Genomic DNA, 24761 nt, shown 5'->3' with positions numbered 1-24761 from the left:
TCAAGACAACTTAGTAATCTATAATTCAACTACGAAATACCTTTTTCATAGTATGAGATTCCTGCCTCCGCAGGAATTAGTTCAACTTAAACATAATATGTCTTGATTCTAACTCGGAAATCAACTCCTGACTCACTCTTACTTTTTGGCGTCTGCTAGGCATAGATATTTTCACCTTTTCCTTAGTATCGTAAACATCAAAATTAAGCGATTGATTTCCTGGGTGCATTTGAATCAGCTCCTTTAAATCCATCACTTTTTTATCATCAAGATCATTAATATCCACTTGAATAGAAAGCTTTTTAGCGTAATTCTCCATCACATCATGAAGCAACTGAAAACTGTTAAACTGCAACCTAGGATCCCCTTTCTTTCCAGTATCTTTGTTCACCCAACCTTCACGGATAAAAGCCTTTACAAACACAAAATTATTAGGCATAAAAAAGTGTCTGAACTTTAAATACTCCTCGCCAAAAATTCTAAACTCAAAACTATCGTAGTAATCTTCAATAGTAAATAAAGCCCATCCTTTACCTTGCTTGCTTACGCGATGCTGCACATCGGTTACCACACCACCAAAAACCAACTCGCGATTTACATATTTTTCTAAATCATTAAACATACCTACCTGCGCGTTACAGAAGGTTTTCATTTCGGTTTTAAAATCATCTAAAGGATGCCCAGAAATATATACCCCTACCACTTCACGCTCCTTACTTAGCTTCTCCATGGTACCCCAAGACTCGCAAGGCGGCACTTCGGGTTCGGCTATTTGCACCTCACTAGCTTCGCCAAATAGACTTACTTGGGCCGAATTTTCATTTTCTTTATGCTTTTGAGCGTATTTAATGGCTTTTTCTAAAAAAGTAATACCATCGCCATCATCATGAAAAAATTGCGCGCGATGTGTATCAGCCAAACCATCAAAACCACCAGCTAAAGCTAGGTTTTCAAAAGCTTTTTTATTGGCTGCTCTTAAATCTATACGTTTTGCTAAATCGAATATGGATTTATATGGCCCATCTTCACGATTATCAACAATAGTCATTACAGCTCCATGACCAACACCTTTTATCGCCCCCATTCCAAAACGAACGGCCCCATCTTTATTTACCGAAAACTTATAGTAACTTTCATTCACATCGGGCCCTAGTACATCAAGCTTCATACGCTTACATTCGTCCATGAAAAACGTAACCTGCTTAATGTCATTCATATTATTAGAAAGTACAGCTGCCATATATTCGGCAGGATAATGCGCTTTACAATAAGCAGTTTGGTAGGCAATCCAAGCATAACAAGTGGAGTGCGATTTATTGAAAGCATAACTCGCAAAAGCTTCCCAGTCTTTCCAAACTTTCTCTAAAATTTTAGCATCATGACCGTTGGCGCTGGCTTGCTCGATAAACTTAGGTTTCATTTTATCAAGTACCGCAATTTGCTTTTTACCCATCGCCTTACGCAGTACATCGGCCTCACCCTTTGTAAACCCCGCAAGACTTTGCGACAGTAACATCACCTGCTCCTGATATACCGTAATACCATAAGTTTCCTTGAGGTACTCTTCCATGGCTGGTAAATCGTACTCAATCTCTTCATCGCCATGCTTTCTTCTAACGAAACTCGGAATATATTCCATAGGCCCCGGACGATACAAGGCATTCATGGCAATTAAATCTTCAAAAACCGTAGGTTTTAAATCGCGAAGGTGTTTTTGCATACCAGGCGATTCGTACTGGAACACCCCAACCGTTTCACCACGTTGGAACAATTCGTATGTTTTCTCATCATCTAAAGGAAAACTATCGGGATCGAGCTCTATACCATGTTTGGCTTTTACAATTTTAACCGTATCCTTAATAAGGGTTAAGGTTTTTAGTCCCAAGAAATCCATTTTCAGCAGTCCCGCATCTTCCACCACCGAGTTATCAAACTGGGTGACATACAAATCGGAATCCTTAGCTAGAGACACCGGAACGAATTTGGTAATATCGTCTGGCGTGATAATTACCCCACAGGCATGAATACCCGTATTTCTAACCGAACCTTCAAGAGTTCTTGCTAGATTTAAAGTTTCAGCTTGCAAATCACTACCATCGGCAATATTTAAAAGCTCGTTTACTTTTTCTAATTCTTCAGCTCTAAATTTAGAAGCCAATGCTTTTTCATCTAAACCAAATATTTTATTCAGCTTAGACATATTCGGAATCAACTTGGCAATTCTATCGGCATCAAAAAGCGGTAAATCCAGTACACGTGCCGTATCTCGAATAGACGATTTTGCCGCCATGGTACCGTAAGTGATAATTTGTGCCACCTGATTGGAGCCGTATTTATCAATTACATAATCCATAACACGGCTTCGACCTTCATCATCGAAATCAATATCGATATCGGGCATACTCACACGATCGGGATTTAAGAAACGCTCAAAAAGCAGATCGTACTTCATGGGGTCAATATTGGTAATCCACAAGCAATAGGCTACCACCGACCCTGCTGCCGAACCACGGCCTGGCCCCACCGAAACATCCATATTTCGGGCCTCGCGAATAAAATCTTCAACAATCAAGAAATATCCTGGATACCCTGTATTTTCAATAACGCTTAACTCGAAATCGAGACGCTCAATAACTTCCTCCGAAAGGGGTTCGCCGTAACGTTTCTTAGCACCTTCATAAGTTAAATGTCTTAAAAAAGCATTTTCACCACGCTTACCACCATCAACTAAATCTTCATCATGCTTAAATTCCTCGGGAATATCAAAAGCTGGTAATAAAACATCACGTGCTAGTTGGTATGCCTCAACCTTATCTACAACCTCTTGCACATTAGAAATCGCTTCAGGAACATCCTTAAAAAGCTGTTTCATTTCTTCGGAAGACTTAAAATAGTATTCCTGATTTGGCAATCCGAATCGGTACCCGCGTCCGCGACCAATTGGTGTCGCCTGCTTTTCACCATCTTTTACACAAAGTAAAATATCGTGCGCATTAGCATCCTTTTTATCTTGATAATACGTGTTATTGGAAGCTACTAATTTAATATCATGTTTACGCGCTAATTCTATAAGCGTAGGATTCACACGATTTTCATCTTCTTGATTGTGGCGCATGATTTCGACGTACAAATCGTCGCCAAACTCTTCTTTCCACCACAAAAGCGCTTCTTCCGCCTGGTTTTCACCTACATTAAGCACTTTACTTGGCACCTCACCATATAAGTTTCCGGTGAGCACCATAACATCTTCTTTATATTGCTGAATTAATTTTTTATCAATTCTAGGCAAATAATAAAAACCATCTACAAAGGCATGCGATGATAATTTGGCTAGGTTATGATAGCCATTTTTATTTTTAGCGAGTAGGACAATTTGATACCCATTGTCTTTTCGTGTTTTATCTAAATGATCTTCACAAACAAAAAATTCACAACCAATAATGGGTTTAATTTCTTTGGCTGTAACGGTTGCTCCCGTAGCTTCGGCTTCTTTAATTTTGGCTTGAACCCCACTATTGTGTCGGTTTACCGCATTCACAAAGTGAAAAGCCCCCATCATATTAGCATGATCGGTTAAAGCCACAGCAGGCATGTTATATTTTGCTGCTGCCGAGACAATATCGGCCACACCCATGGTTGATTGTAATACCGAAAACTGCGAGTGATTATGCAGATGCACAAAATCGACATCGGCTAATTCAGAAATATTTTGTTTGATTTCTTCGGAAGACACATCAACGGTTTGCGCCTTTTTGATGCGTTCTTGAATTTTAGCACTCTCCCGTTTAAGGTTGATATGCTTTAATCCGATAAGTTGGATGGGCTCTGGATTGGCCTTTTTATAATTCTCAAAATAATCGGGCTGAACGTCCAGTGCTTCTTTAGTGTACTCCTCTAAACGAATAAGCTCTAAAAAGCAACGGGTTGTGGCTTCCACATCGGCAGTCGCATTATGCGCTTCGGCAAATGGCTCGTTAAATAAAAACTCATGTAATTCGGTAAGCGTTGGGAGTTTAAATTTTCCGTAGCGTCCACCGGGGATTTTACAAAGTTCGGCCGTGTGCTCGGTACAGGTATCTAAAACAGGCAGTTCTTGCAAGTTATTTTCAACAGCCTCACGCACAAATTCGGCGCCCATAATATTTAAATCAAACTTCACATTTTGTCCGACTACAAATTTTGTTTTTCCTAGGGCCTCATTAAATTTCTCTAAAACCTCAGCTAAAGACACGCCTTGCTCTTCGGCCAATTCGGTAGAAATACCGTGAATTTTCTCGGCATCATAAGGAATATTAAAACCTTCGGGTTTCACCAAATAATCCTGACTCTCAATACAACGTCCCATCTCGTCATGCAACTGCCAAGCGATTTGAATACACCTTGGCCAATTATCTACATCGGTTATGGGTGCATCCCAGCGTTTAGGCAATCCTGTGGTTTCTGTATCGAAAATTAAGTACATTTTTGAAGTTTAGGCGTTTGTAAATAAGGCGATTAGAATAATAAATCTTAGCTCATAAAAATACGTAGAATTTACAGTTTTAAAAACCGATTATCTAAAAGTTGTAAACAAAAAAAAAGAGACTGCCTTAAAAGTCTATTTCACGTCAATCTGAATGTGTTTCAGATTCTCATAATCATTTGAAATGTCATGAGACGCTGTTTTAAATACAGCATAACGATTGTTTTAACTTTTAAGGCAGCCTCAATTAGCCACTATTTTAATCTGTTTTAAGAGATTAATTCTTCGTGAACTTTTTCTGAATTTATTGCCGCTTGAATAGCTTGACGCTGATTATTCAGCATCACATCAATACTTGGTGGCAGGTTTCTATCTTTAAGAATATCATCGTAGGTTTTTAAACTTTCTTCTTCGCCACGAATGGCTTCTTCTAAAACCACCTCAGCATCATCAGAGGCTAACATGGTTTTTAGTATGGCCCAATTTCGGTGCATGGCCGCTTTAAAGCTGCCGCCGTCTTCAGGGATTTGACCGTATCTTAAAATCTCAATTCTTAAAGCTTTAGCAAAGTCGCCACGTTCGATGGCTCTTCTTTTAAAAAACATTTTAAGCTTAGGATCATCAACGGTTTCTGCCGCGTTGAGATAACCTTTCTCGGCATCAAAATTCTTGATTAATAATTCGTTTAATTTATTTGAAATTTCTTCAGTATACTTCATAATAACGCTTTCATTTTAAATTCCAATAACTTCTTTTAGGATGTGTATTGTTTCACATCACTATTATCAATGTAAGTCAAAACCCTTTTAAACACAAGGATTTAACAGACTTTACCAAAGATTTAAGAGCCCTTAACAAAATAGCCTTTACCATTAAGATAAATTATCATAATTTAGACCATTAAAATTTAACACATGCAGTACAGACACCTTATATTATTGGTTTTAGCCGTTTTTTCAACAAAAATGCACGCTCAAAACATCCCGCTTTACGTGGGTACTTACACCAACGAAGATGCCGAGGGTATTTATCAACTTCAATTTAACACCGAAACCGGCACGTTAAGCAAGCAAACTTTAGCTATAAAAATTGACAACCCTTCATTTTTAGAATACAGTCCAAACAGAAAATATTTATACTCGACCAATGCCACAAATAGCGGATTTGTTTCGTCATATGCCGTTAACGACGATGGTTCGCTAACCATGCTTACCAGAATGCGTAGTCATGGCGAACTACCTTGCCATATTGCTTTAAACAAAGCAGGAACTAAAGCCGCCGTTTCAAATTACAGAGGAGGCACCCTTGCTATTTTCCCGATTAATGAAGACGGCACTTTAAGTGATGCTTCTCAGGTTTTCGATCATAATTCAGAAAAAACAAAATCACACGCTCATTCTGCACATTTTATTAATGACGACTTGTTTGTTGCCGATTTAGGTACCAATTCTGTTTTTCAATACGAATTAAAAAAGGGCGAGTACAAACTAGACACTGATGCTATTGTAAAAACAAAAGACAACCCGGGCCCTAGACATTTTACCACGACTCAAGATGGTGAGTTTTTTTATGTGATTAACGAAATAGGTAGCAGTGTTACCTCAATAAAAAGATCGAACAATAAATTTAAAGAAATTGATTTCGATTCCACTTTATCAGAAGATTTTAAAGGCGAAAATGCTTCAGCCGACATCCATTTATCTAAAGATGAGCAATTTTTATACGCTTCCAATCGCGGCGAAAACACCATAGCAGTTTTTAAGCGTCATCCTAAAAAAGGTACTATCGAGAAAATACAGAACGCATCAGTTTATGGCGATTGGCCAAGAAACTTTGCTATAGACCCAACAGGTAAATTTCTAATCGTAGCCAATCGTAGAAGCAACAACTTGGTAGTTTTTAAAATTGATCCTAACACAGGAGAACTCAGTTTCTTACAAGACCATAAAACACCAACACCGGTATGTTTACTTTTTTAACTTTTAGCTACTATATATTAAAACATACAACCAAGCATTATTAAGAAAAAAAGAGCTATTGTAATCAAATAGTTTTTTATGGCCTATCGAAAATTTATCGTAAAATTTGAAGTGAAAACCCCGTGAAATTTTAGGTTGTTTGAGCTAAACCAATGCTCCTATAATCAATAAATTTCATTGCGAGTTCCTAAAATTTAGGGGTCGAACGATAAATTTAGATAAAGATTCGTCAGCCTAGATTTTTTTGGTTCGTTTTTTTATCAATGAAAAAAATGAACAACATCATTTTTCAGCAACAATAAACCACTGAAAATTAAAAAAATATAGTATCTTTGCGCCCTCATTAATAATCGAGGTCGAGAACCTCAAATAATTAATTATTATGCCTGTAAAAATTAGATTACAAAGACACGGTAAAAAAGGAAAACCTTTTTACTGGATCGTAGCAGCAGATGCTCGCGCGAAAAGAGATGGTAAATACTTAGAGAAATTAGGTATCTACAATCCAAACACAAACCCTGCAACTGTTGAATTAAACGTTGACGGAGCTGTACAGTGGTTACAGAATGGTGCACAACCAACTGACACTGCAAAAAACCTTTTATCAGAAAAAGGTGCTTTATTAAAAAATCACCTTGCTGGTGGTGTTAGAAAAGGCGCTTTAACTGAAGAGCAAGCTGAGGCTAAATTCACAGCTTGGTTAGAAGAAAAAGCTGGTAAAGTTCAAGCTAAAGTTGAAGGTTTATCTGAAGAGCAAGCTAAAGCAAAAGCTGAAGCATTAGCTGCAGAGAAAGCTGTTAACGAAGCAAGAATTGCTGCCGCTGCTCCTGTAGTAGAAGAGGCTGCTGAAGAAGCTCCTGCTGCTGAAGCTGAAGCATCAAACGAAGAAGAATAAAAAAACTTTTTTTTATACTTTTAAACTCCGGTAGAAATATCGGAGTTTTTTGTTTAATAATAACTCTTAGGGTCATTATTAAACATTCCCGCGAAAGCGGGAATCTATTTTACTCTAGGATTAATTTGAAGAGATTTCCGCTTTCGCGGAAATAAAAAAAGCACTTACAATGAAAAAAGAAGATTGTTTCTATTTAGGTAAAATTGTAAAAAAGTACAGTTTTAAAGGTGAGGTATTAGCAAAATTAGACACCGATGAACCTGAAGTTTACGAAAATTTAGATGCTATTTTTTTAGATTTAAGAAACAACCTCATTCCTTTTTTTATTGAAAGTTCACAATTGCACAAATCGGAACTCCTTAGAATCAAATTCGAAGAAGTTGATACCGAAGCCGATGCTGATGCGATTATGAAAACGGACTTATATCTACCTTTAGATTTACTCCCTAAGTTGGAAGGTAATAAATTCTATTTCCACGAAGTCATTGGATTTACCATTGAAGATGTAAACTTTGGTAAAGTAGGCACCATCAAAGCGATAAACGACTCGACGGCCCAAGCCCTTTTTGAAATTGATCGCGATGGTTTAGAAATTCTAATTCCTATGAATGATGAATTTATTGTGAAGGTTGACCGCAGTAATAAAACCATTATAGTTGAAACCCCAGAAGGCCTCATTGATTTATATTTAGAATAGCTAGAACTAAAGAATAGACAAACCTGGTATTCATAAAAAAAAGCTGCTTTAAAAGCTATACTTACATCTTTCTGATAATTAGAACAACATAAATCTAACTTTTAAAACAACCTTGTTTTAAAACGCTTCTTTTTATACTAATACATTAACGCTTAAGCATAAGCGATTAACCTGTGTCTTTCAATGCTATCTTTAGCATCTTGAATTCTATCGCGTTGTTTGATTAAAAGCTTACAGATAGAAAGTGGCAAACCTAACATACGTAATAAGTCGTTATACTTATTAATAGTTAAGCCTTGCATATCACGAACTTCGTTCATTAAGCTTTCTTCGCTTTTGTTAAACATTACAAAGTTTCTAATATTCATCCAGAACTTATACAATTCGCTCTGCACACGGCCTTTATTCTCATAAGATCCACCAAGACTAACAATTTTGGCTTTCAAGTCATTAGTGAATTCACGCCTTTGCATCCCTTGTTGACTAAAAAAGGTTTTTAAATCCTCATCGGAAACCTTATCAACAAGTTCGGTGTAAATCTTTTCAACTTCAGCATTCATAATTAAAAGGCTGTTTAAGTTATTTACAAATTTTTCTTTCGTTTTCATAGCTATCTTCTTTTAAGTTCTTAGTACCAACTACGCTAAGGGAGAGAGAGAATAAATTGGTATTACAAAAATAGATTATGCGTTGTCTTGTTAAATTTTATTTAACACTGTTTAGCAATATTTAATACATTTTAACAGGTTTAATAACACAAAATTCACAGATTTTAACAACGTAAAGGTCTAATACTAATCAAATTGAGTATTACATCAATATACAAAAAAACAGATTACCATTTTAAAAAAGCGCTATTTTAAAAATTACATAGCAATGGAAAATCATTATTCCTTAGTTTTGCCATTTAAATTTAAAGCATGTCGGAAAAGCCTTTTTTATTTAAACAGTTTAAAGTAAATCAAGATCAATGCGCCATGAAAATTGGCACCGATGCCGTGCTTTTGGGCGCATGGACATCCTTAGAAAAACGTCCCTTTTCCATTTTAGATATTGGCTCTGGAACAGGCGTTTTAGCTTTAATGTTAGCGCAAAGGTCTGCCGCCGAAATTATTGACGCCTTAGAGATTGACGACAAAGCTTATGAGCAATGTGTGGACAATTTTGAACAATCGGATTGGGGCGACCGTTTATTCTGTTACCATGCATCGCTAGAAGAGTTTGTAGATGAAATTGAAGATCAATACGACCTTATTGTTTGCAACCCACCATTTTATAGTGAGGATTATAAAACCAATAATGTTTCCCGTGATTTAGCTCGTTTTCAAGAGGCTTTACCTTTCGATCACTTATTACATGGTGTTTCATCATTATTATCTGATACAGGGGTATTTACGGTTGTTATTCCTTATAAAGAGGAAGCCCGATTTATCGCATTAGCTTCAGAAGTCAACCTTTTCCTTAATAAAAGGCTTCATGTACAGGGGAGTCCCACTTCGGAGATTAAGCGTTCCCTTTTAGAGTTTTCCTTCCGCGAAAGCGACATAAAAACCGAAACGCTTATCATTGAAAATCAGCGACATGACTACACAGAAGATTACATAAACTTAACAAAAGATTTCTATTTAAAAATGTAAAATAATAGATAAGATTGATTAAATTTGAGAGGAAAATGTACAGAAAAAGCAAAAACAAGGCTTTTTTTGTACAATATCTTAAAGCGAATCTCAAATTAAATTCATCTTTATGCGTCCAGATTTATTTGAAGCACCAGATTATTACAAACTAGACGACCTACTTACAGATGAACACAAACTGATTCGCGAAGCTACCCGACAATGGGTGAAGCGTGAAGTGTCTCCTATTATTGAAAGCTATTCTCAAAAAGCAAAATTCCCCAAACAACTTATAAAAGGCTTATCAGAAATTGGTGCTTTTGGACCCTACATTCCTCTAGAATATGGCGGTGCAGGTTTGGATCAAATTTCTTACGGACTCATCATGCAAGAAATTGAACGTGGTGATTCGGGTATTAGAAGCACGGCATCGGTACAATCGTCATTGGTGATGTATCCCATTTGGAAATATGGCAACGAAGCACAACGCAAAAAATACTTACCCAAACTAGCTAATGGTGAATGGATGGGCTGTTTCGGATTAACAGAACCGGATCACGGCAGCAACCCCAGTGGCATGATTACTAATTTCAAAGATCAAGGCGATCACTATTTGCTAAACGGAGCCAAAATGTGGATTAGCAATGCGCCTTTTGCCCAAATTGCTATAGTCTGGGCAAAAGATGAGACAGACCGTGTTCATGGTCTTATTGTAGAACGAGGCATGGCAGGTTTTACAACGCCAGAAACGCACAATAAATGGTCTTTACGGGCATCGGCCACAGGTGAATTGATATTCGACAACGTAAAAGTTCCGAAAGAAAACATATTACCCAATAAATCGGGCTTAGGTGCTCCGCTAGGTTGTTTAGACTCGGCGAGATACGGCATCGCTTGGGGTGCTATTGGTGCGGCCATGGATTGCTACGACACCGCCTTAAGATACAGCAAAGAGCGTACACAGTTTGGCAAACCTATAGGACAGTTTCAGTTACAACAAAAGAAACTAGCCGAAATGATAACAGAAATTACTAAGGCCCAACTTTTAACTTGGCGCTTAGGCGTTTTAAAAAATGATGACAAAGCCACATCTGCACAAATATCTATGGCCAAAAGAAACAATGTAGATATGGCTATTAATATCGCTAGAGAGGCACGACAAATTTTAGGTGGTATGGGCATCACTGGTGAATATTCTATTATGAGACACGCCATGAATTTGGAAAGTGTGATTACCTATGAAGGTACTCACGACATACATTTATTAATTACTGGATTAGATATTACAGGATTAAATGCTTTTAAATAACAATTAGAAATCGCACTATTTTACTTACAATATGTTTTATCTTCGTTAAAACCATAAACGCAATCGTTTTCGAAGAAAATAATTAAAATTATTCTTTGGAAGACTGACTTTTGACAGCTTTTATGAAAGTATAACAACATAAATTTGTGTTAGAATAAGTGTATTAAATATACCACAAAGTAACTTTTAGACATCATGCAAGAAGAATCAAGAAAAGACATTATCCAATTTACAAACTTACAGTTAGCTTCCTTATGGTTGCCAACTTTTAAAGACAAACCGGATAGTGCAGTCAAATTTTGCAATCCGAAATTTGAAGAATTAACAAGTGGAATCATAAAGAATGTACAAGCCAAGTCTAGACTTTTAGCAACACATCATTCACCTGCAGATTCTCGTATTCAGAATTTTTTAAACGACTATTTAAAAGATACAAAAACTGGTAAATCATATGTCATCCCTAACAACACCCTAATTCTATCTAGAAAAGGTCAAGCTAGAGAGGTGAGTTTACCACCGGATGGCGATTCATTTGAAAGTAACATGGTTACTTCAAAAAGGATAAAACAAGGTATTTTAAACAATCCTTTACACGATAAAAGAACAACAAAAGGAACATTTCATATTGTGGAAGGCCCACTTCCGGTTCCATTAGATAAAAAAGAAGTTCCAAGAGAGGTTTTTGCACACTTTTTACATGCTGCTTTTAACCCTTCTGACGAGTTAAAAAACTTACCTTTTACGTCTAGTCAGCCTGAAGATGAGCAAGCCAAGACACTAGTATCTATGATGTTAAGACCAGTGGTTTGTCCAGAGGTTAAAGGGGTGATTTCAGAAAAATCATTAGAAGTGCGTTTCTTTGCTCCAGGAAGCCTTGTGAGTAATTTAGATTTCGTGGAGTCAATTTTCGGGAATGCTGGTGATCCGCACTTAGCTTTAAATGATGCTGCTTTAGATCCTGAACATTGGACAGGTCATACTGGCTGTATTATTTTAGCACCACAGTTGTTAAAACTTAAAAAGAAAGATTTAGGACTTCCTCATTTTGATGAGGCTACAGAACGTCAAAAAAATGACGGTATGTGCTGGAAAAATGAAGATGAACTTTACAACGATGGTGGCGCCTTCAAAATTACCTGTAGAGACGATCGCGGTGTGGTAGTAACTATCATCGCAGATAACTATTACGGGTATTCTAAAAAAGAAATAAAAACACAAATAAGCTACTCGGCTAACCTTTATGGTTTAGTTGAAGAGGAGCATGCTGGTGGAGCAATTGCTTTTGCTAGACGTGTTATGGGAAGCACTTTAGATGGTAAAGATTATACCGCATTCCATCACAACAAACACAGTTTTGAAGAAGTTAAAACCTTATTAGGTGATCGTATCGAAGTACAACCTGGAAATTATGCGGTTGATAAAAAATATCCAGACATTATTTATATTCCAGAACATGCTTATGTTAACACCAACACTAATAGCATTACTTGGGAACACGAAGGTAAAGAAGAGAAGTTAATTCTTTCGCCTCGTAAAACTTACGTACACCCTACTGGAAATAAATTTAGACTTGAAAAACATAAGTCGGTTGATTTATGGCGTATTGTAGACACCTTTGCAGAAGGTATTTTTTGCCACAAACCTTGTACGGTTTCTGGTGGTGGAAAATCGGAGATTTCAAAATCCATGCAAAATGCTATTACCTATAGTACTTTTAACATTCAGGATATAGAAGAGGATTTCAAAAAAGCAGATGAAATCATCGAATTTGATTACACCACACGTTGGAAGGTAAAAGACCCGAACAGACCAAAATCAAGATCTTTCTTAAGTGAGGAAAGAACTTTAAGTTCGGCTGTAAAATTATTAACCCCTTCGGATGAAAATTCGGATGAGTACAACCAAATGTTGGAAGAAATTCCAGTTCACATTAGATCGTTAGTATTGTTTGTAAAACGTTTATACAGACAAGCACGTGGTGTATTAAACTGGAAAGATTACATGTCGGTTGAAATTATAAACGGTGAAAACGGTACTGGTTTACTTCATAATAACACGCCTGTAGTTGGTAGTTATGTACGTATTGGCTTTAATCAAAAAGGAAACTGGATGCTTAATAAATTAAGATCTGACTTTTCGCCTTGTGAAAAAATTCAAACTGAAGATGACATCACGGCATCAATCACCTTACCAAGAGAACAGATTAATAACCTAAACCCTGAGTTTACAAACAAGAGTTTAAAAGTGGTTACAAACTGTGAAGCACACCTTTTCCAACGTCCTGATGAAGCTGTGGTGAGAGGATATGATAAAAATGCTGAGTTAGATATTGTTACCGATGGTCGTTTTTTAACAAACTATGAGTTATTGAAAAAACAAGATGCTATCGATATTTATAATGACACAATTCATTTTGATAAATACACACAACCAGTAAAAGATTTCATTACTGAAATTGTAAATAGCCCTAAAGACGAAGAGTATTTCGTATTACCGTCCCACACGAGAATTGTGAATGGTGAACCTACGAAAAACCCAAGATATTTAGAGCCTAATGTAAACGTGAGTGAAACTGAAGCGACTTATTTAGCTGAAGTTGGTGTACGTTTGGTTAGAAAAATAAAATCTGAAAATCCTGTTATTAATGTTGTAAACGCTGTTTTACCTGGTAGACGAAACAACCCTGCTGATAAGGAAGCTGGAATACGCGCGCTAGCTGTGTATAACCCGATTCACTACCAAGAAACTCCAGAGTTATTTATGGACTTTATTTGTAGCTTAACAGGTAAATCACCATCAACAACTGGAGCAGGTTCAGAAGGTGCTTTAACTAAGGGGCCATTTAATATGCTAACGCCTACAAGTGACTTAAACAACGCTTTACTGTCGCATATTTTAACAGAATCTGATGCGTTTAGTACAGCTGCAGGTTATGTGGGAGGAAACAATCAAGTAGACCATGATATTAGTTTACTTATCCCTGAAATTTGGGCACGATTAGAACCATCTGACCGTGATCCTAAAAAATTAATTGAAACAGGATGTTTAGAAAAAATAGACGATTTTGAATATAACGGAGAAACCATTTTGGCAAGCCGTTTAGGGTATAGAATTACTAAACAATTTTCGCACTTATGTTTAAACCGTTTGTTTGATGAGCCTACTGCTGTTTTTAACGAAGAAATGTTGAAACCAGAACTGCAAGGTATGGAAGATTATGTTGACGGCATTAAAAACATCGTTGAAGCCCAAGAAAAAGTAGCTTTACGTTATTTTGAAGATGGAAGTATTGAGGCTGCCATTCCACCGTTAAAAGTTCTAATTCACATGATGGCTTATGGTCACTATGAAGGAAAACCAATGAGTGATCCAGAATTAAGAAAACTATTTGATAGAGACTATGTATTAAATAGCGACTGGTATAAAGAAAGACTGAAATTAAAACAACAAAAAGACATTCAGTTTTACGCTAATGAAATAGCTTATTTAGAAGCTTTCATTACAAACCCTAACAACACGAATATCGCTGCAGAAATGCATATAAATGATCGCTTAGATGAGGTTAAAAACCATTATAATGAAGTAAGCTCTGAAGCCTATCTAAACAGTTTAGTAGGTACCATTGGAGCCGATCCATTGTGTAGAAAGTAAAATTAATGAGTATATTCAATCGAAAAGAGCTACCTAAAAGGGTAGCTCTTTTTTTTGTCATCTAGTAATGTGTTAAAACAAAAAAAGACAGTGAAACAAACTTCACTGTCTTTTATTCTTTGTTGTAACCTTAAATTAAGACTACAATAAAATATTGATTATTTTCTAACCTTCTTTACAATAGCTAAAGCATCTTTTACGTCTTGCTCTAACTTCGCATAATCTTTATTAGCAATAATATCTTTAGAGATTAATTGAGATCCCATTCCAACACAAGTTGCGCCTGCATCGAACCAGCCTTTCAGGTTTTCTTCAGTTGGAGAAACACCACCAGTTGGCATAATGCTAGTCCAAGGTTGAGGACCTTTAATACCTTTTATGAATTTTGGTCCGTATAAATCACCAGGGAATAATTTTACGATTTCACATCCTAATTCTTCCGCTCTAGCGATTTCAGTTAATGAACCACATCCTGGAGACCAAAGTACTTTTTTACGGTTACAAGCGATTGCAATATCTTCTCTTAACACTGGTGTAACGATAAAGTTTGCACCTAAAGCCATGTATAATGAAGCTGCAGCGCCATCGGTTACAGAACCAACACCCATAATCATTCCTGGTAATTCAGCAATAGCATACTTCGTTAATTCTCCAAAAACTTCGTGAGCGAAATCACCACGAGCTGTAAACTCCATTAAACGCGCACCACCATCGTAGCAAGCCTTTAATACTTTTTTACTTAATTCTATATCACTGTGGAAAAATAAAGGAATCATTCCTGTATCTTTCATGGCTTGAGCCACTTCTAATCTTGAAAATTGTGCCATAATTGTTTATTTTGTTTAATTCCAGTTTAAAATTTTCTTAACATCGTAGTCTTCTGGATTAACTACATATTTTTTTGCTTCTTCATAATCACGCTCTCTAATATAAATAAGGTGATTAATGAATAACTGAGCCATATCTGAATTTATATCAACCAATCTTGGAGGAACTTTACCGTTCTCATCTTCAAAATCACTTAAATATAAAGGGGTTATATCACCTCTTGAATTAGCACTTACAATACAACCTGTAACGCCTTCATCAAATAATTTTTTAACCCCAATTCCTAATAAGGTACACAAAGTTAAATCAAAAGCTATAGGATTACAACATCTTAATTCGTAACCAATTTCTACGGGTCTCGACTTAATTTCTAATCCTAATTCTTTCAACTTTACCTGTAAAAGATAATTGAAGATATGTGATTTACTAACGTTTCCTAATTCAGGGTGTCCATGATCGTCATAGGTAAAATTAATACCTGAGTTCTTGATTTCATCTTCATCCATAAAATGAAAAACACCTTCACTTACTAAAGCCACACCGTACTCAATCCCTTTAATTTTGCTTTTAATGATTGACGATATAATCATGTTGATAAGCTTATCGAAAGTAATGCTCGTTTTATTGAACATTTCTGGGATAATCATCATAGGAAAATGACAAGCTGAAGCAATACCAAAAGCTAAATGTCCTGCTGATCGCCCCATGGCCGAAACAACAAACCAGTTCTGACTAGTTCTAGCATCTTCATAAACTGTGTTTCCTATACGTACACCTTCGTCTTTTGCGGTATGAAATCCAAAAGTTGGGTTTCTATCCGGCAAAGGCAAATCGTTGTCTATGGTTTTAGGCACGTGAATATGGGCAACATCTAGCTGTTTACTAACAAGAAATTTTGTTAATCGACTGGCTGTTGAGGCCGTATCATCGCCACCAATAGTAACCAATAATTTGACATTGTTTTTTTGGAAGAAATCGGCTTTAAAATCGGAATCTTTAGGCTTAAAACGGCTCATTACTAAAGTTGAACCACCTCGACTAAATATGCGATCTGCTTTATTAAAATCGAAAATTTCAACTTGAGGATCATCTGAAAACAAGCCTTTATACCCATGATGTACACCTAACACATTATAACCATCTTTAATAAAGGTTTTTGCAAGGGTACTAATCACAGTATTAATGCCTGGAGCGGGTCCACCACCACATATAATTGCAATAGATTTTTCCATATATAAAAAAAAGGTAATGAGTTACCTCATTACCTTTTTACATATTTATTATCGAGCTACACGACCAGAAGCGTCGCCACCCATTAATTTTTTAACTTCATCAACTGTTACTAAGTTGGCATCACCTTTAATAGTGTGTTTTAAACAAGATGCAGCAACAGCAAAGTCAAGTGCATTTTGGTCATCATCTGGGTAAGTTAATAATCCGTAGATTAAACCTCCCATGAATGAATCACCACCACCTACTCTATCAACGATATCTGTAATTTGGTATTGACGTGTTTCTAACATTTGTTTTCCATCATATAAAACTCCAGCCCATGTGTTATGAGATGCAGAGATAGAACCTCTTAAAGTAGTAATAACCTTTTTAGCTCTTGGGAATTTCTCCATCATTTGCTTACAAACAGATAAGAAAGCCTCAGCTTTTACATCATGACCAGCAGTTTGAACTGTAATTCCTTCTGGTTTGATACCAAAGTGCATTTCAGCATCTTCTTCGTTTCCTAAAACAACATCACAGTAAGATGTTAATTCAGTCATGATAGACTCTCTATGTGCATCATCACAGTACTTCCATAATTTAGCACGGTAGTTTAAATCTGTAGAGATTGTAATACCTTTTGCGCTAGCTGCTTTAACAGCCTCTAAACATACTTCTGCAGAACTTTGAGAAATCGCTGGTGTAATTCCAGTCCAGTGAAACCACTCAACACCTTCAAAAACAGCATCCCAATCGATCATTCCAGACTCAATAGTAGACATAGAAGAATACGCTCTATCGTAAACCACTTTAGAACCTCTTGAAACAGCACCTGTTTCTAAGAAATAGATTCCTAAACGATCACCACCCCAAACAATTTTATCAACACCAACGCCTCTTTTACGCATTTCCATCATCGCACACTCACCAATATCGTTCTTTGGTAAACGTGTTACAAAATCACAAGAAACACCATAGTTAGCTAATGATACTGCCACGTTAGATTCACCACCACCATAAACAACATCAAAATTGTTAGCTTGAGAAAATCTTAAAAATCCTTGAGGAGCTAATCTTAACATGATTTCTCCAAACGTTACTACTTTACTCATTTCTTTTTATTATTTAATATTCAAAAATTATGTTTTGCTTAAACGATTAAGCATCACTATGTAAAAGGCTTCATCTTCAAAACAGTTTTCTTAATCTGTTTTGATTATAAAAATTTAAGAATTACATTTGCTTAAACGTTTAAGCAAATATATAAAAAAAATAAATATCAAAAGAAAAACCACCATAAAAGATATAGCCAACGTGCTTAACATTTCGCCTGCTGCGGTATCGAAAGCGTTGCATGACGATTCACGTATTAGTGAGAAAACTAAAAAGGCGGTAAAGCAAGTGGCTAAAAACTTGAACTACCACCCGAACCACTTGGCGAGTGCCCTACGTAAAGGAAAAAGTAATTTGGTTGGCATTATTGCGCCACGTACAAATAGTCATTTTTTCTCTTCAGTAGTACAGAGTATGGAGGAAGTTTTAAATAAGAAAGGGTACAACATTATCATGACGCATTCCAACGAATCATACAAAAAGGAATGCGACAATATTGATACTTTATTATATACCCAAGTTGATGGTATTATAGCCTCAATGGCCAATGAAACGATCGATTTAAATTATTACAATAAGATTAAAACTAAAGGCATTCCGCTTATTCTATTCGATCGTGGTGAAAATGACTTAAACGTTGATTATATAGGTATAGACGATTATAAAAGTAGTGGCATTATTGTGCAGCATTTGGTAGAACAGGGTTGTAAGCGCATTGCGCATATTGGTGGCTACAAACACACGCGTATTTTCAATAACCGTATTAGAGGTTATATGGATGCGTTAAAAACTTACCATTTGCCTCTAGAACCCGAGTTGTTATTAGAGGGAAGCCTAACCATAAAAGACGGACGAGCTAAAATGCAGCAGTTATTAGAATTAAAAAACAGACCCGACGCTATTTATGTAGCCAGTGACTATGCCGCTTTGGGTGCTTTACAAGTTCTTAAAGAAAATAACATAAGAGTACCCCAAGACATCGCTTTAGTAGGTTTTGGAAACGAACCTTTTACCTCCATGGTAACCCCTTCAATTACTTCGATAAACCAACACAGTGAAGAAATTGGCAAATTGGCCGCTCAAACCTTTTTAGAACACATGAAAGCGCCCGTTATCAAACAAAGTTTGAATAAAAAAATTCTAGAGGCAGAGCTGATTGTTCGTGATTCATCACGAATCAAAAATTAGGTGAATATTTGAAATCACATATTTATTTAATCAATTATAGAATTAATTAAATTTTACTTTAAATATAAAAAGGCTTGCGTTAAATCAATAACACAAGCCTTTTAAATTATGAATAAAGTGTACTAATTAGATACCTAAAGCTTGACCACCACCAATTTGGACAGTTTCAGCAGTCATGAAAGACGCATCGTCACTCGCTAAGAAAGAAACAACACCAGCAACTTCTTCTGGCTGACCTAATCTTCCTAATAAAACACTATTTGCCCAAGAAGCGAAAACTTCTGGCTTAGTAGCTTTAATTTGCGCATGGAAAGGCGTATCAATTGTACCTGGAGATACTGCGTTTACTCTAATTCCATATTCAGCTAAATCTTTAGCTAATGCTCTTGTTATAGATTGTACACCACCTTTTGATACAGAATAGATTCCTGCACCAGGACCTGCACCATTCCATGCAGCGTTAGAGGTATAATTAATAATAGATGCATTCTCACCTTTTTTAAGGAAAGGAATCGCAGCTCTTGAAGCAAAAAATACAGAATCAAGGTTTAAAGCCATAACAAATCGGTATTGATCCGTTGTCATTTCTTCAAATCTAGCTCTCACACCAATACCACCTGCATTGTTTACAAGCACGTCAATTCTACCATACTTTTCACCAATTTTTGTAATGTTTTCCGTAACCTCTTCATCTTTAGTTACATCAAAACCGTAATACTCAGCTTTAATACCTAAAGCTGTAAGTTCTTCAATTCTTTTAGCTCCAGCTTCGTCTTCAATACCATTTAATACAACAGTATAACCGTCTTTTCCTAAGCGTTTTGCAACTTCAAATCCAATACCACCTGTGGCTCCGGTTACAACCGCTACTTTATTTCCTGAATTACTCATTTTTATTATAATTTAAATTTGATTATTTTTTTATTTATTCTTCTACTGATTTAATTTCTCTTGCGAAATAGTAAATGGAACCTAATCCTAATGGAACCGCAATAGCAATGGCTACAAAAATTGGCGTGTATGAAAATTTCTCTTGAATAATAGGAACTAAGAAGTTCATTAAGATTACAGAGAATACACCAACCATACCAGCAAGACCTGCTAATGATCCAACAGATTTACCACTAAATAAATCACTTGGTAATGTTTGAACATTTCCGATAGCAAATTGGAAACCAAATAACACAAAGAATACAATAGCCACGAAACGCTCTGGAGAATCTCCAAACATAATAGTAGCAATTAGACCTAAGAACATGATGATACCACCAATTAGAATGGTTAATTTTCTACCTTTATCTATAGAATGTGTTTTAGAAATAATTTGTCCTGAAACATAACCACCAGCAATACTACCAAGAGCAGCACCAACGTAAGGTACCCATGCAAACATACCAACTTCTTTTACATCAAAACCGTAAACATCGGCCAAGTAAAGTGGCATCCAACCTACAAATAACCACCAGATAGGCTCTAAAAAGAAACGTCCTAATACGATAGCCCAAGATTCTTTGTGAGATAAAATTTGACCTAAGCTTAAACCTTTAGTATCTGCTGTAGCTGCTTGATCTGCTTTACTCTGACCTTCAATAATGAATTTTTGTTCTTCTTCTGTAATCCAAGGGTGAGTTTTAGGTCCTGATTTGTTAATAATTAACCATGGAATAATCCAAAGGATACCAAAAGAACCAATGACCATAAATGTTGTTCTCCATCCAAAAGCAACGAATAAAGTAGCAATAAAAGGTGGAGCGATTACCGAACCAATAGAAGCTCCTGCGTTAAATAAACCTTGAGCGAATGCACGTTCTTTAATTGGAAACCACTCGGCGTTACTTTTAACACCGCCTGGCCAGTTCCCAGCTTCAGATATACCTAATGTACTTCTAAAAATAGTAAGTCCAACTAGACCACGAACCGTAGAGTGTAAGAATGAAGATAATCCCCAAACACCAATACTAATTACATAACCAATTCTAGTTCCTACTTTATCAAATAATTTACCTGAAAATAATTGTCCTAGTGCATAAAACACCATGAAAATATTTAGAATTAGACCATAATCACTTTTTGTGAGTCCTAATGATCCAGAGATAGAATCAGGTTGATCATTACTCCCCCACATAATAGCTAGCGCACTTCTATCAATATAATTGATAACCGTTGCCACAAAGATTAGTCCTATGATAAACCAACGTAAACCTTTTACTTTCATATTTTTATTTATTTATAAACATTAATGAACCTCGAAGACTTACAAAAGTCTTAAAAGCATTATACAAATCGTTATTTGTATTTTTTTATACATTATAAAGGAAGAAAACTATTGTACTGTTTCTTCCCTTTTAAAGTAATGACAAGTAATAGTTACAAACTTGTAATTCAAACCATTACTTATGTCTTTTTTATTATTCTGTACTATAACAATACTGATACAAAAAATTAAAATGATCTTTCATTTTTTCTCTTGCTTCAGCAGCGTTTTGAGTTTTTATACAATCGTAAATACCTCGGTGTTCCTTAATACCGAGCACAGATTGATCTTTATCACATACATGATATTTCTCAAAATCCATAATTATTTGTGGAATAATGGTTAACATCATCATATTCATGGTAGCATTACCACTCGCTTTTGCAATGGCTAAGTGAAAAAGTAAATCTTCTTGCACAGCATCTTCACCTGCTATTGCCTTAACTTCATAAGCTAATAAAGCTTCTTCAATATTTTTAAGATCCTCTTCTGTACGTCTTAAAGATGCTAAACTCACTGTTTTTAATTCTAGTAAAATCCTTGTTTCAACTAGAGATTTAAAATCTGGTGATTCCAACCTTAAAATGTCATCAATCATACCATTCATGGCTACAACACCTATATTGGCAACAAAAGTTCCACTTTGAGGAATAGACTTTAATAGACCGTAAAATTCTAACTTTTGAATGGTATCACGTATCAATCCACGTGTAACACCAAACTTTTCTGAAAGCATTCTCTCTGATGGTAACTTGTCGCCGGGTTCTAAATTTTTATAATTTATTAGTTCTTTAATCTGACTTATTATCGCCTTTTGTGCTTTATTGTTGTTGTCACTTACTGTAAATACGTCTAATTTCATCTTCTCACGTGAATTTTATAACCTAATTAATTTAGCAATTTCTCTAAATTTAAAAACATACAAATATATAACCTAAGTTCATACCTTTTTACAAACTCAAAAATTCGTGCTAAATTAACACTTAACAATAAGTCAAACAAGTATTATTCTTTTGTTGACGAGACTTGTAAGACACTTCTGACTCTAACCAATCCCCCTTTAAAACCCTTTTAGTAATTATACTTCTTAACTCTATTATTAATGACTTACTTCTAAGTCATAGAACTTAACTTTGGCAAAAGCCCCATCGTCTCTAGACTGAAAATAGTTCCCAGCTTTAAAGTAGTTTTCAAACACACCCCAACGCTGCATATGTATATTTTCATATACTTTATACTCATTACCATTTAAGACGATAACCATTTTACCTTCAGATATTTTTACTTCTAAAGTAAATTTTCTAAAGTTAACTTCTTGTTCAAAATTAAATCCTTCATCATCGCCCCAAGCATCTTCATGTAAAATCTCTTCACTTGAAGCCGATATATTTTTAAGTTCTTTAGTTTTAACTCGAACTTTACCATTTTGCCAATAAATTTTAAGGATAGGCGGTGCATTATTATCATCTTCACCAATTAAATCACGTTGCTCATTAGTTAAGCGTCCATGAATTTGCATGATAATAACTTTATGATACTTCCCATTGGAATCTTTAGAAACCGCATCCATGGCAATGGTACCTTTCATATAACCACCATCTTTAAAAGTCCAATTTACATTGTTTTCACCAGGAACCATTTGTTCTCTAAGCTCCGACCTTGTGTATTTGGTGTTCTTTGTAGTTGATTTCGTTGGCATAGCGTGAAAAACGATAGAACCATCTGTAGAATCAATATACATATAAGGTTTTGCGACTTCATTAGAAGCAAAATCTAGAATTTCTGGTGGGTCAATTTCGTAAGGTTTCCCCTTTTCATTAAGAACCGGTAAGGTCACCTTCCAGTGACTTAAGTCAATATCAGGAAGTCTTACTTTTTTACCTTTTTTTCTTTTCTTCTTCTTAGATTTTTTTTCAGTCTTCGCCTTAGCATCTGTACCGCTACTTGTCTTATCTTGACAAGTAGCGCTTACAGATATAAATGCTATAAGTAATAATCCTAAAATTTCTTTTCGAAAATTTTTCATTTTACTTTGATTTATGGTTTACTGGATTGTTTTTATGATTAAAATCCAGGAGTTATGATATCAATATTATCATAGAATACTTCATTAGTATCATCAACCGCATTTAAAGCTCTTACATAAATTACAACAAAGTTTCCTGAAGCTTTAAAAGTGAAGGTAGACGTAGTGAAAGTATCTACACCTGCAGAAGGCTTATCAGGATTGAAATCGTTAGTAATTTCATAATACGCATCAGACTCAGACATTGGATCGGCATCAATACCAGCTTCGGTAGAAATTTCGTTATTTAAGATGAATACTTCTGAATTTACACCAGAAGCCTCTGATCTTGAATCGATCGTAAAGGTATATTCAACACCTGGCTCTACAGCTACAAGTTGATAAAGACGACGGCAAGGCTCTGAAATTTTTACACCTCTAGTTTTTACACCATTCACAAAATTCCCATCACTAGAAGACCCTGGTTGCTCATTAGCACAATAAGTCGCGTCAATATAATCGTTTAAGGCACTATTATACCATAAAGCACGATACGGACTAGGAATAACACCTAAATTGTCATCTTCAACTTCAGAGTTAGGCGTCATATCCCAAGCATCGGCATTATCGCTAGTATTATTCTGATGGTCGTCGCAAGTACCATTTTGCACAATAGCTTTAAAGGTTGGTTGAACACCTCCAACAGGCACAAAATATGAAACACTTTTAGCAACACCTTCAATATTCGTCGTTGTTAAAGTAACCTCATAAGTTCCTGCGGCAGCATAGGTATGAGAAGGATTTAATTCCGTAGATGAGTTACCATCTCCAAAATCCCAAGCATGAGTTTCTGCCAAAATTGAAGCATCTGTAAATTGTACTTGTAAACCAGTAACATTTTCAAATGTAAAATCTGGTACAGTAGAAAGTACTAAGCCTTCAACTTTTTGAGATACAGAATACGTATCACCAGCAAAATTTGTAGCCGTTAAAACCACATCATAAGGACCAACATCTTTGTAAGTGTGAACTGGACTAAAGCTAGGATCGTTTTCGGTGTCTTCATAAGACCATTCCGTAGAACTACCATCACCAAAATCCCATACTAAAGACTCCGCTCCAGAAGTAGCATTGGTAAAAGTTACTTGTGTATCTTCAACTGCAAAGGTAAAACCAACTGATATTGGACCAACTTGAGTAGAATCCTTAGCAATTAAACCGTCTGAACTAGTAGTCGTTAATTTTACATCATACAGACCACCTTCAGAATAAGTATAATTAGGGTTAGCCTCATCTGAAGTACTACCATCTCCAAACTCCCACAAATAAGAAGCAGCATCAGTAGAGTAGCTCCTAAATATAACAGTTAATTGATCGTCTGCATCTAAACTGGTAGTAAACTGTGTACTTGGTTGAATGTTATTCACATTCCCAGAAGGCGGAACGAAAGGCTCGTGCCCATCGTCATAGCAAGATACTATGCCCAATGCCACAAAAATCAGTACTAACGTACTTTTTGTGTGTTTTTTAATTAAGTTATAAATCATAA

Annotated in this window: 18 protein-coding genes; 7 read left to right on the top strand and 11 right to left on the bottom strand. The window is 35.9% G+C overall.

Annotation, left to right across the window (positions count from 1 at the left end):
• Nucleotides 1-76 precede the first annotated feature (76 nt).
• Together dnaE and A6I66_RS07005 are read right to left on the bottom strand one after the other, a co-directional pair.
• Nucleotides 77-4462, bottom strand: coding sequence for a DNA polymerase III subunit alpha (gene dnaE / locus A6I66_RS07010; protein ID WP_067147034.1), 4386 nt, complete (start codon nt 4460-4462; stop codon nt 77-79).
• A 269-nt stretch (nt 4463-4731) separates the two neighbouring features.
• Nucleotides 4732-5181: a ferritin-like domain-containing protein gene (locus A6I66_RS07005; protein ID WP_067147032.1), complete on the bottom strand. Its 450-nt coding sequence runs from the start codon at nt 5179-5181 to the stop codon at nt 4732-4734.
• A 195-nt stretch (nt 5182-5376) separates the two neighbouring features.
• Between A6I66_RS07005 and A6I66_RS07000 the strand changes: the two genes are divergently transcribed.
• The 3 genes from A6I66_RS07000 to rimM all read left to right on the top strand — a co-directional run bounded on the left by A6I66_RS07000 (nt 5377) and on the right by rimM (nt 8033).
• The gene (locus A6I66_RS07000) at nt 5377-6441 is read left to right on the top strand and encodes a lactonase family protein (RefSeq protein ID WP_067147030.1); all 1065 of its coding nucleotides are present in this window, start codon (nt 5377-5379) and stop codon (nt 6439-6441) included.
• A gap of 382 nt (nt 6442-6823) precedes the next feature.
• Nucleotides 6824-7336 (top strand): 30S ribosomal protein S16, encoded by a 513-nt coding sequence (locus A6I66_RS06995; protein WP_067147027.1) that lies wholly within the window; start codon nt 6824-6826, stop codon nt 7334-7336.
• A gap of 169 nt (nt 7337-7505) precedes the next feature.
• Entirely contained in the window at nt 7506-8033 is a 528-nt protein-coding gene (gene rimM / locus A6I66_RS06990) for a ribosome maturation factor RimM (protein ID WP_067147025.1), read from the top strand.
• Between the two features lie 152 nt (nt 8034-8185).
• On the opposite strand, the gene A6I66_RS06985 is transcribed toward rimM, so the two are convergent.
• On the bottom strand, nt 8186-8641 hold the full coding sequence (locus tag A6I66_RS06985; RefSeq protein WP_067147024.1) for a PA2169 family four-helix-bundle protein: 456 nt from the start codon (nt 8639-8641) through the stop codon (nt 8186-8188).
• Nucleotides 8642-8953: 312 nt separating this feature from the next.
• Between A6I66_RS06985 and A6I66_RS06980 the strand changes: the two genes are divergently transcribed.
• From A6I66_RS06980 to A6I66_RS06970, 3 genes are all read left to right on the top strand, one after another.
• Complete coding sequence (locus A6I66_RS06980) at nt 8954-9670, top strand: tRNA1(Val) (adenine(37)-N6)-methyltransferase (RefSeq protein WP_067147022.1); 717 nt, start codon at nt 8954-8956, stop codon at nt 9668-9670.
• A gap of 109 nt (nt 9671-9779) precedes the next feature.
• Nucleotides 9780-10958 (top strand): acyl-CoA dehydrogenase family protein, encoded by a 1179-nt coding sequence (locus A6I66_RS06975; RefSeq protein WP_067147020.1) that lies wholly within the window; start codon nt 9780-9782, stop codon nt 10956-10958.
• A 195-nt stretch (nt 10959-11153) separates the two neighbouring features.
• Nucleotides 11154-14609: a hypothetical protein gene (locus tag A6I66_RS06970; protein WP_067147018.1), complete on the top strand. Its 3456-nt coding sequence runs from the start codon at nt 11154-11156 to the stop codon at nt 14607-14609.
• 158 nt (nt 14610-14767) lie between these two features.
• Here A6I66_RS06970 and A6I66_RS06965 read toward each other — a convergent pair whose 3' ends face one another.
• The 3 genes from A6I66_RS06965 to A6I66_RS06955 are packed head-to-tail and all read right to left on the bottom strand — an operon-like array spanning nt 14768 to nt 17764.
• Nucleotides 14768-15436 carry a bifunctional 4-hydroxy-2-oxoglutarate aldolase/2-dehydro-3-deoxy-phosphogluconate aldolase gene (locus A6I66_RS06965; protein WP_067147016.1) on the bottom strand — a complete coding sequence of 223 codons (669 nt, stop codon included), beginning with the start codon at nt 15434-15436 and terminating at the stop codon, nt 14768-14770.
• Nucleotides 15437-15451: 15 nt separating this feature from the next.
• Nucleotides 15452-16669, bottom strand: coding sequence for a 6-phosphofructokinase (locus A6I66_RS06960; RefSeq protein WP_067147014.1), 1218 nt, complete (start codon nt 16667-16669; stop codon nt 15452-15454).
• 48 nt (nt 16670-16717) lie between these two features.
• A complete protein-coding gene (locus tag A6I66_RS06955) occupies nt 16718-17764 on the bottom strand; it encodes a sugar kinase (protein ID WP_067147012.1) in 1047 nt (348 codons plus the stop codon).
• A 127-nt stretch (nt 17765-17891) separates the two neighbouring features.
• Here A6I66_RS06955 and A6I66_RS06950 point away from each other — a divergent pair, with 127 nt between their 5' ends.
• Nucleotides 17892-18953, top strand: a complete 1062-nt coding sequence (locus A6I66_RS06950) for a LacI family DNA-binding transcriptional regulator (RefSeq protein ID WP_084399538.1) — start codon at nt 17892-17894, stop codon at nt 18951-18953.
• Between the two features lie 126 nt (nt 18954-19079).
• Here A6I66_RS06950 and A6I66_RS06945 read toward each other — a convergent pair whose 3' ends face one another.
• From A6I66_RS06945 to A6I66_RS06925, 5 genes are all read right to left on the bottom strand, one after another.
• Complete coding sequence (locus A6I66_RS06945; protein WP_067147010.1) at nt 19080-19844, bottom strand: SDR family NAD(P)-dependent oxidoreductase; 765 nt, start codon at nt 19842-19844, stop codon at nt 19080-19082.
• Nucleotides 19845-19878: 34 nt separating this feature from the next.
• Nucleotides 19879-21168, bottom strand: a complete 1290-nt coding sequence (locus A6I66_RS06940) for an MFS transporter (RefSeq protein WP_067147008.1) — start codon at nt 21166-21168, stop codon at nt 19879-19881.
• A gap of 193 nt (nt 21169-21361) precedes the next feature.
• Nucleotides 21362-22069, bottom strand: a complete 708-nt coding sequence (locus A6I66_RS06935; RefSeq protein WP_067147007.1) for a FadR/GntR family transcriptional regulator — start codon at nt 22067-22069, stop codon at nt 21362-21364.
• A 237-nt stretch (nt 22070-22306) separates the two neighbouring features.
• The gene (locus tag A6I66_RS06930; protein WP_067147005.1) at nt 22307-23233 is read right to left on the bottom strand and encodes a polysaccharide lyase family 7 protein; all 927 of its coding nucleotides are present in this window, start codon (nt 23231-23233) and stop codon (nt 22307-22309) included.
• A gap of 38 nt (nt 23234-23271) precedes the next feature.
• Nucleotides 23272-24759: a PKD domain-containing protein gene (locus A6I66_RS06925; RefSeq protein WP_067147003.1), complete on the bottom strand. Its 1488-nt coding sequence runs from the start codon at nt 24757-24759 to the stop codon at nt 23272-23274.
• Between the last annotated feature and the right edge of the window lie 2 nt (nt 24760-24761).

Origin of the sequence: Pseudotamlana agarivorans (assembly GCF_001642835.1) — a bacterium.
In the GTDB taxonomy this organism is placed as follows: domain Bacteria; phylum Bacteroidota; class Bacteroidia; order Flavobacteriales; family Flavobacteriaceae; genus Pseudotamlana; species Pseudotamlana agarivorans.
The sequence above is the reverse complement of the archived record's forward strand: the minus strand, read 5'-3'. Positions and strand labels throughout refer to the sequence as shown.

What these genes read in the sequence shown, in the direction of transcription:
- dnaE (WP_067147034.1), bottom strand. Translation starts at nt 4,462, where the DNA reads ATGTACTTAATTTTCGATACAGAAACCACAGGATTGCCTAAACGCTGG.
- A6I66_RS07005 (WP_067147032.1), bottom strand. Translation starts at nt 5,181, where the DNA reads ATGAAGTATACTGAAGAAATTTCAAATAAATTAAACGAATTATTAATC.
- A6I66_RS07000 (WP_067147030.1), top strand. Translation starts at nt 5,377, where the DNA reads ATGCAGTACAGACACCTTATATTATTGGTTTTAGCCGTTTTTTCAACA.
- A6I66_RS06995 (WP_067147027.1), top strand. Translation starts at nt 6,824, where the DNA reads ATGCCTGTAAAAATTAGATTACAAAGACACGGTAAAAAAGGAAAACCT.
- rimM (WP_067147025.1), top strand. Translation starts at nt 7,506, where the DNA reads ATGAAAAAAGAAGATTGTTTCTATTTAGGTAAAATTGTAAAAAAGTAC.
- A6I66_RS06985 (WP_067147024.1), bottom strand. Translation starts at nt 8,641, where the DNA reads ATGAAAACGAAAGAAAAATTTGTAAATAACTTAAACAGCCTTTTAATT.
- A6I66_RS06980 (WP_067147022.1), top strand. Translation starts at nt 8,954, where the DNA reads ATGTCGGAAAAGCCTTTTTTATTTAAACAGTTTAAAGTAAATCAAGAT.
- A6I66_RS06975 (WP_067147020.1), top strand. Translation starts at nt 9,780, where the DNA reads ATGCGTCCAGATTTATTTGAAGCACCAGATTATTACAAACTAGACGAC.
- A6I66_RS06970 (WP_067147018.1), top strand. Translation starts at nt 11,154, where the DNA reads ATGCAAGAAGAATCAAGAAAAGACATTATCCAATTTACAAACTTACAG.
- A6I66_RS06965 (WP_067147016.1), bottom strand. Translation starts at nt 15,436, where the DNA reads ATGGCACAATTTTCAAGATTAGAAGTGGCTCAAGCCATGAAAGATACA.
- A6I66_RS06960 (WP_067147014.1), bottom strand. Translation starts at nt 16,669, where the DNA reads ATGGAAAAATCTATTGCAATTATATGTGGTGGTGGACCCGCTCCAGGC.
- A6I66_RS06955 (WP_067147012.1), bottom strand. Translation starts at nt 17,764, where the DNA reads ATGAGTAAAGTAGTAACGTTTGGAGAAATCATGTTAAGATTAGCTCCT.
- A6I66_RS06945 (WP_067147010.1), bottom strand. Translation starts at nt 19,844, where the DNA reads ATGAGTAATTCAGGAAATAAAGTAGCGGTTGTAACCGGAGCCACAGGT.
- A6I66_RS06940 (WP_067147008.1), bottom strand. Translation starts at nt 21,168, where the DNA reads ATGAAAGTAAAAGGTTTACGTTGGTTTATCATAGGACTAATCTTTGTG.
- A6I66_RS06935 (WP_067147007.1), bottom strand. Translation starts at nt 22,069, where the DNA reads ATGAAATTAGACGTATTTACAGTAAGTGACAACAACAATAAAGCACAA.
- A6I66_RS06930 (WP_067147005.1), bottom strand. Translation starts at nt 23,233, where the DNA reads ATGAAAAATTTTCGAAAAGAAATTTTAGGATTATTACTTATAGCATTT.
- A6I66_RS06925 (WP_067147003.1), bottom strand. Translation starts at nt 24,759, where the DNA reads ATGATTTATAACTTAATTAAAAAACACACAAAAAGTACGTTAGTACTG.